We start from the raw sequence: 14,595 nt of genomic DNA, 5'->3' as shown, positions 1-14,595 counted from the left end.
GACATCAGCACCCGCATGACCCCGACCGAAATTCGTGCCAGCTTGTCATTGGCCTCGATCTTCGCGTTGCGCATGCTGGGCATGTTCCTCATTCTTCCCGTGTTTGCCGTGCATGCGAAAACACTGCCTGGCGGTGACAATGCCGCACTGGTCGGCCTTGCCATGGGCATCTACGGATTGACGCAATCCTTCGGACAGATTCCATATGGGGTCGCTTCCGACAAATACGGGCGCAAGCGCATAATAATTATCGGGCTTGTCCTTTTCGCCATTGGTTCTTTCATCGCCGCCGCGGCCGACACTCTGTTCTGGGTCACCGTCGGCCGCGCGATCCAGGGCGCCGGCGCCATTTCCGCCGCGGTCACCGCCTTCATCGCCGACACCACGCGCGAGGAACACCGGACCAAGGCCATGGCGATGGTCGGCGGTTCCATCGGGCTGACCTTCGCGTTCTCGCTGATTGCCTCGCCGGTGATGTACAGCCTGATCGGCATGGGAGGCCTGTTCGCGCTGACCGGCGTGCTGTCCATCCTTGCCATCCTGGTGGTGCTGTACGTGGTGCCTGAAGCGCCGGTCATGACGGTGGTCGAGCGCGTGCCGTTTTCCGCGATCCTGGCCGACAAGGAACTGATGCGCCTGAACTACGGCGTGTTCGCCCTGCACCTGACCCAGATGGCGATGTTCGTGGTGATACCCGCGGCGCTGGTGGAATACACGGGCCTGCCCCTGGCCGCGCACTGGAAGGTCTATCTGCCGGTAGTGCTGCTGTCCTTCGCGCTGATGCTGCCGCCGGTCTTCGCCGGCGAGCGGCGCGGCATGATGAAGCATGTGTTCCTCGGCGCGGTCGCGCTGATGCTGCTGGTGCAGGTCGGACTGTGGCTGTTCATGTCGCACGGCGGAGCCCACTGGACGCTGCTGGTCGGATTGTTGTTGGCGTTTTTCGTGTCTTTCAATATTCTTGAGGCTTGCCAGCCGTCCCTGGTGTCGCGCATCGCACCGCCGGCGGCCAAGGGCTCGGCGCTGGGCGTCTACAACACCCTGCAGGCGCTCGGACTGTTCTGCGGCGGGGCGCTCGGCGGCTGGCTGATGCAGAATGCCGGCGCCTCATCCGTGTTCGCCGTGGGTGCGGTGCTCACTGTTGTCTGGCTTATAATTGCCGCCAGCATGAGGAACCTGCCGCGCCGCGGCAGAGCGGTCTCGTCCCGCGAGGGTGCCTGAGGCTGCCTGAGGCGGACACCCGGCGCTATCGCTTTGCATGTGCATTGCATGTCGATCAATCACGATCATTATTGAGTCAGTCAGCTTGAGGAGAAATTTATGGCATCGGTCAACAAGGTCATCATCGTCGGCAACCTGGGGCGCGATCCGGAAACGCGCTACATGCCCAATGGCGATGCGGTCACCAACATCGCGGTCGCGACCACCGAAAGCTGGAAGGACAAGAACAGCGGCGAAAAGAAGGAATTGACCGAGTGGCACCGGATCACCTTCTACCGCAAGCTGGCCGAGATCGCCGGCCAGTACCTCAAGAAGGGTTCGCAGATCTACGTCGAGGGCCGCCTGCAGACCCGCAAGTGGACCGACAAGGACGGCGTCGAGCGCTACACCACCGAAATCATCGCCGATACCATGCAGATGCTGGGCAGCCGCCAGGGCATGGGCGGCGGCGCATCGATGGACGACGATTACGGCAGCAGCGCTCCGGCGCCGCGCCAGAGCGGCCCGGCTTCGAACGCAGGCAATGGCGGCGGTGGAAGCGGAGGCGGTGCCTCCCGCGGCGCCAGCCGTCCGGCGCCCAACTTCAGCGACATGGATGACGATATCCCGTTCTAAACTGCGGTTTCAACAATTTGTCGCATTCGCCACAAAAGCCCCGAAATGGGGCTTTTTTCTTGTAAATCATCAACTTGCCGCAGTTTTTGCAATATTTACTGCAAGTTTTTATGGGCACGTGAAATTTCCCGCCTACAATTTGTTAAGATGTTGCAACAAGCGGCCTAAACAAGGCTGATTCCTTATCGACGAAGACAAGGTCGATTGAAAGCTTCTTATAAAGACTAGCGTTTAACCATGTTTTCCATGCGCCGCGACCGGACCGAACTTGCCGCACAGGTACAGCTTGAAAGCCTCATGGAGGCGGCTGGCGATGCGGTGTTCCGGCTCGATGCCAAGGGCACGATTCTTCATGCGAGCCAGCGCGCCGGCGAACTGATGTCGCCGGGGGAAAGCCTGGCCGGGCAACGGCTCGAAGATTTCGTGATGCCGGCGGACCGGCCTGTGGTCGGCATGGTGATTTCCCAGGTCACCGGTTCCGGCAAGCCGGGCAAGGTCAATGTGCGCCTCAAGACCCTGTCGGCCTCGCTCTGGGTCGAATTGCAGGTCACTGCCTACACCGGCGCCGATGGCCAGCCGGAACTGCTGGCGGTGGGGCGCGACATCTCCGGCCAGCAGGCCACCGAGGAGCGGCTGCGCCACATGGCCACCCATGACGCCTTGACCGGCCTGCCCAACCGTTCGCTGCTGTCCGACCGCATCCGCATGGCCATCGCCCAGTCGCGCCGCACCGGGCGCGGGTTTGCCGTGCTGGCGCTGGACCTGGACGGATTCAAGAAAGTCAACGACGCGCTCGGCCATCCGGTCGGCGATGCCTTGCTGCGGGTGGCCGCGTCGCGCCTGGCCGAGACCATGCGCGACGTTGATACGCTGGCGCGCGTCGGCGGCGACGAGTTCGTGGCGGTGCTGCCCGGCGCCATCTCCGAGGCGGAAATCCAGATCATTGCCCGCCGCATGATCTCCACCATGCAGCTGCCCTTTGAAATCCAGGGGCATACGCTGTATGTCGGCACCTCGATCGGCGTGGCGGTGTTCCCGGAACACGGCGACAGCGAAGTCAAGCTGCTCGCGCATGCCGATACCGCGATGTACCGCGCCAAGGAAACCGGCAAGGCGCGCTGCGTCATCTACAACCACGAAAAATTCACCCAGCCGGAACATGACGTCTCGATGGAGGCGGCAATGTTCCAGGCGGTGCGCGACGGCGAATTCCTGCTGCATTACCAGCCCATCGTCGATGCCCGCAGCCGCCAGATCATGGGATTCGAGGCACTGATGCGCTGGGCCAGGCCGGGGCAGGGCATGGTATCGCCGTCGCAGTTCATCCCGATGGCCGAAAGCAACGGCCTGATCAACCTGCTCGGCGCCTGGGCGCTGAAGTCCGCCTGCGTGCAAATCAAGCGTTTCGAGGAAATCGCCGGCCGGCCGCTGTATGTCTCGGTCAACGTCAGTCCGCGCCAGTTCCGCAACGATCAGTTCCTCGACATCATGGACGAAGCGATGGCCTTGTCCGGGCTGGACGGCCAGCAGCTGCTGCTGGAAATCACCGAAGGCATCCTGATGTCCGACCCCGAGCATGCGGAAGCGCTGCTGCACGCGATGACCGCGCGCAACGTTCGCATCGCGATCGACGACTTCGGCACCGGCTACTCGTCGCTGGCCTATCTGAAGCGCTTCCCCATCGCCACTCTCAAGATCGACCGCGCATTCATCAAGGACGTGCCGACCTCGGTCAAGGATGTCGCCATCTGCAACGTGGTACTGAGCCTGGCCAGCCATCTCAACCTGAGCACGGTGGCCGAAGGCGTGGAAAACGAGGAGCAGCTCGAATTTCTCGCCGCCCATGGCTGCGGCCTGATCCAGGGCTACCATACCGGACGTCCTCTGCTGCCGGATGACATCATCGCCCTGCTCAAGTCGCAGCAGACCTCTCGTCAGGCTAGCCCGAAGCCGGCCGCAATGCCGGCCGCAATGCCGGCTGCGGCCATGCAATAGCGGGACCGACTCCATGAATGCACCCATGCAACACGAGCCGGTCAATGCCGACAAAACGATGGAACTGCTGTGGTCGCGCGTGCGCCAGCGCGGCGACCTGCCCGGTTTCTCCAAGGTCGTGAGCGCGATTCTCGGCGCCATGCGCGGCGATGACGACCGCGAATTCAACATGACGCGCACGGTCCTGCAGGACCCGGCGCTGACGCAGAAGGTCCTGCGGCTTGCCAACAGCGCCATGTATTCCGTCTTCGGGCAGGGCATCAATACCGTGTCCAAGGCGGTGATGGTGCTGGGAACCGAAGCGATCGGACATCTGGCCCTGGGCCTGAAACTGGTGGATGGGTTGTCGGCCGCTTCCTCGAACTCGGCCAATGCCCGCGCCGAAATGCAGAAGTCGGTGCTCGCCGGCCATATCGCGCGCCAGCTGGCGTCCTCGGCCAGCTCGCGCGACGCCGAAGAAGCGGTGGTGTGCTCGATGCTGCATTCGCTCGGCCGCATGATGGCCACCTTCTACTTGGCCGACCGCTGGCAGCTGCTCCTCGACTACTGCGCCCGCACTGGCGCCGATGAAGAGACCGGCGCTCGCGCGGTCCTGGGCCTGGGTCTGGACGAAATCGGCCGGCGCGCTGCCCGCCACTGGGGGCTGCCCGCCACGGTCGTCGAAACCATGCACGACATGCCGGCCAGGAAGCCGGATGAGCCGCTCGATCACAAGGATTGGCTGGTGGCGATGTCGACCGTCTCGACACGCTGCTCCAGCCTGCTGGCTTCCACCGACGACAATGCCGATATCGACGCACAGATCGCGGCCCTGGCCGCGGACTATGCCGACATGCTCGGCATCGATTCCTCCCAGATGCTGTCGGCATTCGATGCCGCGCAGCGGAAGGCGGCCACCGAAGACGCCGTCGTCGTGCGCCAGCGCCGCCGCACGGATCCGCAGCCTGCGGCCGAACCCGTTTCCGAACCCGAGCCCGAGCCGGTGAAGGCCGGCAAACCGGCCGATGCGGCCGCACTGCTCTTGCGAGGCGTGGCCGACATGCGCGGCACGCTGCCGGCGGCCACTTCAGGGCAGCTGCTCACCATGGCACTGGAGACTGTGCACCAGGGACTGGCCTTCAGTCGGACCATTGCCTTTCTGCGCGACCGGGAAAAGTCCCGCTATGCGGCGCAAATCTATTTTGGCGAAGGCGTGCAGGACCTGCTTGCGCGGCTCGTGTTCGGCGATGCCTACCAGCCGGATGTATTCCATGCCGCCCTGGCCAACGACAAGATGATTTTCGTCGAAAACGCGCAGAATTCCGCGTTCGCCAGCAAGCTGCCGCGCTGGTGGCGCGAAGCCTTGCCGACCGTGCGCAGCTTCACGGTGCTGCCTCTCACGCTGAACCGGCAGCCGATCGGCTTCATTTACGGCGATTGGGACATGGACAGGCCGCCGGCCAGGATTGAGCAGGCCGAAGTGGTGCCGTTGAACGAATTGCGCACGCTGGTCGTGCGCGGGCTGGAGCGGCGCCGTGCAGCCGAGCCGGCGTGGACCCGCAATATTCTGTAATGACGGTGTGGGCGGGCGGAATCGGTCTTGTCATCGCCTTCACAAATACCTTCGCTTGAGCCTGCATCTTCTTCCTGAGAAGAATCAATGCGGGAGGAACGCATGCGCGCCAAGCTATTGCAACTTCAACCACTCCGCCCGCGCAAGCGTACAGGCATGACTGGCTCAACATCTCCGCAAGCGCACATTTCTCCGAATTCCGCCATTACCGTCCTTCTCAATGCGCACGCAGGCGACACGAACGCCGAGGCTTTCCGCAAGGAAGTAGCGGATGCGCTCGCCGGTGCCGGAGCGTCGTTCCGGGTGCTTGCAATGACGCCGGGGAAGGAATTCCTCGCCGCTGCGCGACAAGCCGTACGGGAGGCGAAGGACAACGACGGCATCGTCGTCGCGGCTGGGGGCGACGGCACAATCAATACCGTGGCGGCGCTTTGCTGCGAGCATGATGTCAAGATGGGAATCATTCCGGCCGGTACCTTCAACTATTTCGCGCGCGACCTGTCCATACCCACGGATGCGGCGGAAGCGGCCCGTGTCTTGCTTGAGGGCAGGATCGAACGTGTTTCCGTCGGCTACATCAATGACCGCATCTTCCTGAACAACGCAAGCTTTGGGCTATACAGCAAGCTGATCCGGCATCGGGAAGAAGTGAAATCGAAATTCGGCCGTTTCCGCATCGTGGCGGTACTCGCCGCGCTGGTTTCACTGCTGCGCGGCCAGAAGCCCTTTGCCATTGCCCTGCATGTCAAAAAGGAGTCGCTGGTACGGAAAACCTCCATGGTATTTGTCACCAATAACCTGATGCAGCTGGCGCACATCGACAGGGAATTCGCGCAGCAGACGCCGGAAGACGGCATGGCCGTATTCGTGATGCGGCCGACCACCAGGCTGGACATGTGCCGGCTGATCCTGCGCGGGGCGATGCGCAATCTGGCCAGCGACTCCAATCTGGAAACCTTCTGCACCGACCGCTTCGACGTGGAAAGCCGCCGCAAGGCCGTCGATGTGGTCGTGGACGGGGAAATCGTCAAGTGCCGCACGCCGCTGTCGTTTCGCGTCGCCCGGGAATCGCTGCAAGTCATCGTGCCCGCCAGGACTGCCGCATGACCCTGATCGTCCACTTGTCCGATACCCACTTCGGCACCGAAGTGCCGGCGGTCATCAATGCCCTGCGCGAGACCGTGGCCGCACGCAGGCCGGACCTGGTCATCGTATCCGGCGACATTACCCAGCGTGCCCGGCGCGGCGAGTTTGAAGCCGCCCGGCAGTTCTTCGCCTCGCTGCCGGTGCCGGCCCTGCTGGCCATTCCGGGAAATCATGACATTCCACTGTACGATCTGCTGGCCCGCGGATTCTTCCCCTACCGCAATTATTGCGCTGCGCTCGGACGCCAGAGCGGTACCTGGTTCGGCAATGACGTCGCCGTCTTCGGATTCAACAGCACCAGTCCGCTGCGGCATACCCGCGGCAAGCTGTCGCCGGATCACTTCAGCCGGATGCTGAAGGAGGCACCGCAGGCGGCGAGCACCGGCATTCGCATCGCCTGCGTGCATCAGCCCTTGCACACGGCCTGGATGCAGGATGCGCACGAGCGTCTGATCGATGCGGAGGCCGCCGCCGGACAGTTTTCCACGCACGGTTTCGATCTGGTGCTGAGCGGCCATGTCCACGTGCCCTACATTGCAACCACCCGCGACAGCTTTCCGGGCCTGGGGAGGCATTTCATCCTGAGCGGGGCAGGCACGGCGACCTCGCACCGCACCCGCCCGGGCGCCCCCAACTCCTTCAATTTCATCGAAACCCGGGCTCACGGCGATGACATCGAAGTCGACATCACGCTGTGCCGCTTCGATGAGGAAAAACGGGAATTCTCGGCAAATCCGGCGTACCGCTTCCAGCGGGCCGGCGACGGCTGGAAAGAAGTGTCCTGACCTGGTGCGATAAAATGCGCCCACCGGCCGCATCCGCATGGCCCAACGACCGATCACCATGGCACGACTTCCGCGTCTCGTTGTCCCTAATCAGCCGCATCACATCCTGCAGAACGGCATCGACGGCCAGCCGGTTTTCCGCGACGCCGCGGATCACACGCAATTCCTCGGCTGGCTGCGCGAAGCGGCGCGGCACTTCAAGGTGGCGGTGCATGCCTATGCGCTGCTGCCGTCGCAGCTGCAGCTGCTGGCTTCGCCATCCGACAGCACCGGCCTGGCGCGCATGATGCAATGGGTGGGCAGGCACTATGTCCCTTATTTCAATGCGAAATACCAGCGCGCCGGTACGCTCTGGCAGGGCCGTTACAAGGCAACCGTCATCGATTCGGAAAACTATTTCCTGACCTGCAGCCAGTACATCGAGCTGAGCCCGGTCAGGCTTGGCCTCGTGGGCAGTCCGGTCGATTACCCCTGGTCCAGCCATGCCCATCACTTGGGGATGCGCTCGGATCCTCTTATCCATGACCATCCGCTTTTCTGGGCGTTGGGCAACACGCCGTTCGACCGCGAAGCCGCTTACCGCAACCTGATCGATCAAGGCTTGAGCGAAAGCCAGTGGCTTGCGCTGGAAACGGCAATCGCCAAGGGCTGGCCGCTGGGCTCGGAAAAATTCCTGAACATGCTTGCCAAGCAGGCAAGCCGCAGGGTCAGTCCAGCCCGCAGGGGAAGGCCGGCCAAACCCAAGGCCGAGACCGAACCGGCCTAGACATCACTCAAAAACTGTCATCAAGACAATGACTTAGCGCCCAAAAACCGGCCGTTTTCACTCTGTCCCTATTTATTTTGGTGCAAATCCAGTGAAATGGTTAATTTGACTCCGACCCCATTTTATTTCATTTGATCTATCTATTGCGCTGCACTATCCTTCTGCTTCAATACCCAAAAGTCGCGGAGAATTCTTTATGCAAGCGCAAGGTCTATACGATCCGTCCAATGAACATGATGCCTGCGGCGTCGGTTTCATCGCTCATATCAAGGGCAAGAAAAGCCATTCCATCGTCGAGCAGGGTCTGCTCATCCTGAAAAATCTTGACCACAGGGGCGCCGTCGGCGCCGATCCGCTGATGGGCGATGGCGCGGGCATTCTGATCCAGATTCCCGACCAGTATTACCGCGAAGAAATGGCGAAGCAGGGCGTTGCGCTGCCCCCTCCCGGCGAATATGGCGTCGGCATGGTCTTCCTGCCCAAGGAAAATGCTTCCCGCATCGCTTGTGAACAGGAAATCGAGCGCGCCGTCACCGCCGAAGGCCAGGTCGTCCTCGGCTGGCGCGATGTGCCGGTCGATTTCGATATGCCGATGTCGCCCACCGTGCGCGCCAAGGAACCGGTGATCCGCCAGATCTTCATCGGCCGCGGCGCCGACATCATGGTGACCGATGCCCTCGAGCGCAAGCTGTACGTCATCCGCAAATCGTCCGGCCACGCGATCCAGGCGCTCAACCTGATCCACGGCAAGGAATTCTTCGTGCCTTCGATGTCGGCGCGCACCGTTGTATACAAGGGCCTGCTGCTGGCCGACCAGGTCGGTGTCTACTACAAGGACCTGCAGGATGCGCGCTGCGTGTCCGCGCTGGCCCTGGTTCACCAGCGTTTCTCGACCAACACCTTCCCCGAGTGGCCGCTGGCCCACCCCTACCGCCTGATCGCCCACAACGGCGAGATCAACACCGTCAAGGGCAACTTCAACTGGATGCGCGCGCGCGAAGGCGTGATGAAGTCCGCGGTGCTGGGCGACGACCTGAAGAAGCTGTTCCCGCTGATCTACGAAGGCCAGTCCGACACCGCCTGCTTCGACAACGCGCTCGAACTGCTGCTGATGGCAGGCTATCCGCTGGCCCAGGCAATGATGATGATGATCCCGGAAGCCTGGGAAAACCACACATTGATGGACGACAACCGCCGCGCCTTCTATGAATACCATGCCGCGATGATGGAGCCGTGGGACGGCCCGGCCGCAATGGCCTTCACCGACGGCCGCCATATCGGCGGCACGCTCGACCGCAACGGCCTGCGTCCTGCCCGCTATATCCAGACCGATGACGACTTCGTCGTCATGGCGTCCGAATCCGGAGTGCTGCCGATCCCGGAATCGAAGATCATCAAGAAATGGCGCCTGCAGCCAGGCAAGATGTTCCTGATTGACCTCGACGCCGGCCGCATCATCGACGACAAGGAACTGAAGGACACCTACGCCAACGCCAAGCCGTACAAGCAGTGGATCGATTCGGTGCGCATCAAGCTCGACGAACTCGACGCCGAGCCGGCCGAGATCAAGGCTGAAATTCCGCTGCTGGACCGCCAGCAGGTGTTCGGCTACACCCAGGAAGACCTGAAGTTCCTGATGGCGCCGATGGCATCCGCCGGCGAGGAAGCCGTCGGTTCGATGGGCAACGACTCGCCGCTGGCCGTCATGTCCAACAAGAACAAGACGCTCTACAACTACTTCAAGCAGCTGTTCGCACAGGTCACCAACCCGCCGATCGATCCGATCCGCGAAGCGATGGTCATGTCGCTGGTGTCCTTCATCGGCCCGCGCCCGAACCTGCTCGACACCAACAACATCAACCCGCCGATGCGGCTGGAAGTGTCGCAGCCCATCCTCGACTATTCGGACATCGCCAAGCTGCGCAACATCAGCCGGCACACCGGCGGCAAGTTCAAGTCGCATGAGCTCAACATCTGCTACCCGGTCGCCTGGGGCAAGGAAGGCATCGAAGCGCGCCTGGCATCGCTGTGCGCGAAAGCCGTCGATGCCGTCAAGTCGGGCCACAACATCCTGATCATCTCGGACCGCAAGTTCGACTCGGAACAGGTTGCGATCCCGGCGCTGCTGGCGACATCGGCGATCCACCTGCACCTGGTCAGCAAGGGCCTGCGCACCTCGACCGGCCTGGTCGTGGAAACCGGTTCCGCCCGCGAAACCCACCATTTCGCGCTGCTCGCCGGCTACGGCGCGGAAGCCATCCACCCATACCTGGCGATGGATACCCTGTGCGAAATGGCCCAGGGCCTGCCGGGTGCGCTGTCGCCTGAAAAAGCGATCTACAACTTCCAGAAGGCGGTCGGCAAGGGCCTGATGAAGGTCATGTCCAAGATGGGCATCTCGACCTACATGTCCTACTGCGGCGCGCAGATCTTCGAAGCCATCGGCCTCAACAAGGCGCTGGTCGACAAGTACTTCAAGGGCACCGCGTCCAACGTCGAAGGCATCGGCGTGTTCGAAGTGGCCGAGGAAGCGCTGCGCCTGCACAAGCTGGCATTCTCGAATGACCCGGTGCTGGCCAACGCGCTCGACGCCGGCGGCGAATATGCATTCCGCGTGCGCGGCGAAGACCACATGTGGACGCCGGACGCGATCGCCAAGCTGCAGCACTCGACCCGCTCGAACAATTTCAACACCTACAAGGAATACGCGCAGATCATCAACGATCAGTCCAAGCGCCACATGACCTTGCGCGGCCTGTTCGAATTCAAGATCGATCCGTCGAAAGCCATCCCGCTGGATGAAGTCGAACCGGCGAAGGAAATCGTCAAGCGTTTCGCCACCGGCGCGATGTCGCTAGGCTCGATCTCGACCGAAGCGCACGCCACGCTGGCCATCGCGATGAACCGTATCGGCGGTAAGTCCAACACCGGCGAAGGCGGCGAGGACGAGAACCGCTATCGCATGGAATTGAAGGGCATCCCGATCAAGAAGGGCGAGACGCTCGCTTCCGTGATCGGCAAGGACCGCGTCGAAGTCGACCTGCCGCTGATGGCCGGCGATTCGCTGCGTTCCAAGATCAAGCAGGTGGCATCGGGCCGTTTCGGCGTCACCACCGAATACCTGACATCCGCCGATCAGATCCAGATCAAGATGGCGCAGGGCGCGAAGCCGGGCGAAGGCGGCCAGCTGCCGGGCCACAAGGTCTCCGAGTACATCGCCAAGCTGCGCTTCTCGGTGCCGGGCGTCGGCCTGATCTCGCCGCCGCCGCACCATGACATCTACTCGATCGAAGACCTGGCGCAGCTGATCCATGACCTGAAGAACGCCAATCCGAAGGCATCGATCTCGGTCAAGCTGGTGTCCGAAGTCGGCGTCGGCACGATTGCCGCCGGCGTCGCCAAGGCCAAGGCCGACCATGTCGTGATCGCCGGCCATGACGGCGGCACCGGCGCGTCGCCGCTGTCCTCGGTCAAGCATGCCGGTTCGCCGTGGGAGCTCGGCCTGGCCGAAACCCAGCAGACCCTGGTGCTCAACCGCCTGCGCAGCCGCATCCGCGTGCAGACCGACGGCCAGATCAAGACCGGCCGCGACGTCGTCATCGGCGCGCTGCTCGGCGCCGACGAATTCGGCTTCGCCACCGCGCCGCTGGTCGTCGAAGGCTGCATCATGATGCGCAAGTGCCACCTCAATACCTGCCCGGTCGGCGTTGCGACCCAGGATCCGGTGCTGCGCGCCAAGTTCCAGGGCAAGCCGGAACACGTGGTCAACTACTTCTTCTTCGTCGCCGAGGAAGCCCGCCAGATCATGGCGCAGCTGGGCGTGCGCAGCTTCAATGAGCTGATCGGCCGCGCCGACCTGCTCGACAAGTCGAAGGCCGTCGCCCACTGGAAGGCCAAGGGCCTGGACTTCAGCCGGATCTTCTACCAGCCCGAAGTACCGGCCTCCGAGCCGCGCTACCAGGTCGAGGAGCAGGATCACGGTCTCGAGAACGCGCTCGACCATAAACTGATCGCGCAGGCGAAGGCAGCATTGGAAAAGGGCGAGAAAGTGTCCTTCATTTCGCCGGTCCGCAACCGCAACCGCACCGTCGGCACCATGCTGTCGGGCGAGGTCGCCAAGCGCTACGGCCACGAAGGCCTGCCGGACGACACCATCCATATCCAGCTGCAAGGCACCGCCGGCCAGTCCGCGGGGGCATTCCTGGCGCACGGCATCACGCTCGACCTGGTCGGCGAAGGCAACGACTATGTCGGCAAGGGCTTGTCGGGCGGCCGCATCATCGTGCGTCCGAACACCGAGTTCCGCGGCTGGGCTGTCGACAACATCATCGTCGGCAACACCGTGCTGTACGGCGCCATCGCCGGCGAAGCTTTCTTCAACGGCGTGGCCGGCGAGCGTTTCGCGGTGCGCAACTCCGGCGCCGTCACCGTCGTCGAAGGCACCGGCGACCATGGCTGCGAATACATGACCGGCGGCACCGTGGTCGTGCTGGGCGCAACCGGCCGCAACTTCGCTGCCGGCATGTCGGGCGGCGTGGCCTACGTCTATGACCCGGACGGCGAGTTCGCCAAGAAGTGCAACATGTCGATGGTCGCACTGGATCCGGTGCTGTCCGCCGCCGACCAGGAAGCCAAGATCGACAAGTCGGTCTGGCATGCCGCCACCCGCGGCGGCGAAAAGCAGGCCGACGAGGCGATCCTGAAGGGCCTGATCGAACGCCACTTCAAGTACACCGGCAGCACGCGCGCGCGCAACCTGCTCGATGACTGGGCCAATGCTCGCAACAAGTTCGTCAAGGTCTTCCCGACCGACTACAAGCGGGCGTTGGGCGAAATGCATGCCGCCGCCCAGGCGAAGGAAAAGGTCGCAGCGTAATCAACATATTTGCTGTTTTGTCCCTTCTCCCTGGCGGAGGAGGTTAGGTAGAGGAATGTCTGTCGTCTCAACTCTGAATGACGGCAGACGCTTCCCGGCCCGAAGCGCCCCGCCAATCGCGGGAGCGCCAGGGAGACAAGAAAAAACACTCAAGGAACATCATGGGAAAAGTCACCGGTTTTCTGGAATTCCAGCGCTTGCAGGAAGCAAGCGAAGCCCCCGTCGCACGCAAGAAGCATTACAAGGAATTCGTCGTTCATCTGAGCGACGCCGAAGCCAAGGTACAGGGCGCGCGCTGCATGGATTGCGGCATCCCGTTCTGCAACAACGGCTGTCCGGTCAACAACATCATTCCCGACTGGAATGACCTGGTTTACCACGGCAATTACAAGGAAGCGCTGGACAACCTGCACTCCACCAACAACTTCCCGGAATTCACCGGCCGCATCTGCCCGGCGCCCTGCGAGGCCGCCTGCACGCTCGGCATCAACAATGATCCGGTTGGCATCAAGTCGATTGAGCATTTCATCATCGACAAGGGCTGGGAAAACGGCTGGGTCGTGCCGCAGATCCCGAGCACCAAGACCGGCAAGAAGGTCGCGGTTGTCGGCGGCGGTCCCGCCGGCATGGCAGCCGCCCAGCAGCTGGCGCGCGCCGGCCATGACGTGACCCTGTTCGAAAAGAACGACCGCATCGGCGGCCTGCTGCGCTATGGCATCCCCGACTTCAAAATGGAAAAGTCGCACATCGACCGTCGCGTCGAGCAGATGAAGGCCGAAGGCGTGACTTTCCGCACCGGCGTCTTCGTCGGCAAGGACTTTCCTTCCAATGTCTACAACTGGGCCAAGGAAACCATTTCCCCCGACCAGCTGAAGAAGGATTTCGATGCGGTCGTGATCACTGGCGGCGCGGAAAACCCGCGCGACCTGCCGGTTCCCGGCCGCGAGCTCAAGGGCGTCCACTTCGCGATGGAATTCCTGCCGCTGCAGAACAAGGTCAATGCGGGCGACAAGGTCAAGGACCAGATCATGGCGACCGGCAAGCATGTGGTCGTGATCGGCGGCGGCGATACCGGTTCCGACTGCGTCGGCACCTCCAACCGCCACGGCGCCGCTTCGGTGGTGCAGTTCGAATTGCTGCCCCAGCCTCCCGAAGAGGAAAACAAGCCGCTGGTCTGGCCGTACTGGCCGACCAAGCTGCGCACCTCCTCGTCGCACGAAGAAGGTTGCGAGCGCGACTGGGCGGTGGCCACCAAGCGTCTGGAAGGCAAGAACGGCAAGGTCGAGAAGCTGATCGCTGCCCGCGTCGAATGGAAGGACGGCAAGATGCAGGAAGTGCCGAATTCCGAGTTCGAGCTCAAAGCCGACCTGGTGCTGCTGGCCATGGGCTTCGTCTCGCCGGTGCAGCAGGTGCTGGATGCCTTTGGCGTCGACAAGGACAGCCGCGGCAATGCCAAGGCCACGACCGACGGCGACAACTGCTACAAGACTTCGGTCGACAAGGTCTTCGCCGCGGGCGACATGCGCCGCGGCCAGTCGCTGGTGGTCTGGGCGATCCGCGAAGGCCGCCAGTGCGCGCGCGCCGTCGACGAATACTTGATGGGCTCGTCGGTCCTGCCGCGATAAGCTGTTTTTATTGCAAG

At 62.7% G+C, this 14,595-nt stretch carries 9 protein-coding genes; all 9 read left to right on the top strand.

Annotation, left to right across the window (positions count from 1 at the left end):
- Positions 1-15: 15 nt before the first annotated feature.
- The 9 genes from RY831_RS20390 (at position 16) to RY831_RS20350 (ending at position 14,578) form a co-directional block, all read left to right on the top strand.
- A complete protein-coding gene (locus tag RY831_RS20390) occupies positions 16-1,218 on the top strand; it encodes an MFS transporter (protein WP_326508271.1) in 1,203 nt (400 codons plus the stop codon).
- 99 nt (positions 1,219-1,317) lie between these two features.
- Positions 1,318-1,833: a single-stranded DNA-binding protein gene (ssb, locus tag RY831_RS20385; RefSeq protein WP_326508217.1), complete on the top strand. Its 516-nt coding sequence runs from the start codon at positions 1,318-1,320 to the stop codon at positions 1,831-1,833.
- 237 nt (positions 1,834-2,070) lie between these two features.
- A complete protein-coding gene (locus tag RY831_RS20380) occupies positions 2,071-3,828 on the top strand; it encodes a putative bifunctional diguanylate cyclase/phosphodiesterase (RefSeq protein ID WP_326508216.1) in 1,758 nt (585 codons plus the stop codon).
- Positions 3,829-3,841: 13 nt separating this feature from the next.
- Entirely contained in the window at positions 3,842-5,380 is a 1,539-nt protein-coding gene (locus tag RY831_RS20375) for an HDOD domain-containing protein (RefSeq protein WP_326508215.1), read from the top strand.
- A 156-nt stretch (positions 5,381-5,536) separates the two neighbouring features.
- Positions 5,537-6,487, top strand: a complete 951-nt coding sequence (locus tag RY831_RS20370; protein WP_326508214.1) for a diacylglycerol/lipid kinase family protein — start codon at positions 5,537-5,539, stop codon at positions 6,485-6,487.
- A complete protein-coding gene (locus tag RY831_RS20365) occupies positions 6,484-7,311 on the top strand; it encodes a metallophosphoesterase family protein (protein ID WP_326508213.1) in 828 nt (275 codons plus the stop codon). Before RY831_RS20370 ends, RY831_RS20365 begins: the two co-directional genes overlap by 4 nt.
- 58 nt (positions 7,312-7,369) lie before the next feature.
- Positions 7,370-8,077 carry a transposase gene (locus tag RY831_RS20360; RefSeq protein WP_326508212.1) on the top strand — a complete coding sequence of 236 codons (708 nt, stop codon included), beginning with the start codon at positions 7,370-7,372 and terminating at the stop codon, positions 8,075-8,077.
- Positions 8,078-8,273: 196 nt separating this feature from the next.
- Positions 8,274-12,953, top strand: coding sequence for a glutamate synthase-related protein (locus RY831_RS20355; RefSeq protein ID WP_326508211.1), 4,680 nt, complete (start codon positions 8,274-8,276; stop codon positions 12,951-12,953).
- A 161-nt stretch (positions 12,954-13,114) separates the two neighbouring features.
- Positions 13,115-14,578 (top strand): glutamate synthase subunit beta, encoded by a 1,464-nt coding sequence (locus RY831_RS20350; RefSeq protein ID WP_326508210.1) that lies wholly within the window; start codon positions 13,115-13,117, stop codon positions 14,576-14,578.
- Positions 14,579-14,595 lie beyond the last annotated feature (17 nt).

This window comes from Noviherbaspirillum album (assembly GCF_035916955.1).
Lineage (GTDB): Bacteria > Pseudomonadota > Gammaproteobacteria > Burkholderiales > Burkholderiaceae_D > Noviherbaspirillum > Noviherbaspirillum album.
The sequence above is the reverse complement of the archived record's forward strand: the minus strand, read 5'-3'. Positions and strand labels throughout refer to the sequence as shown.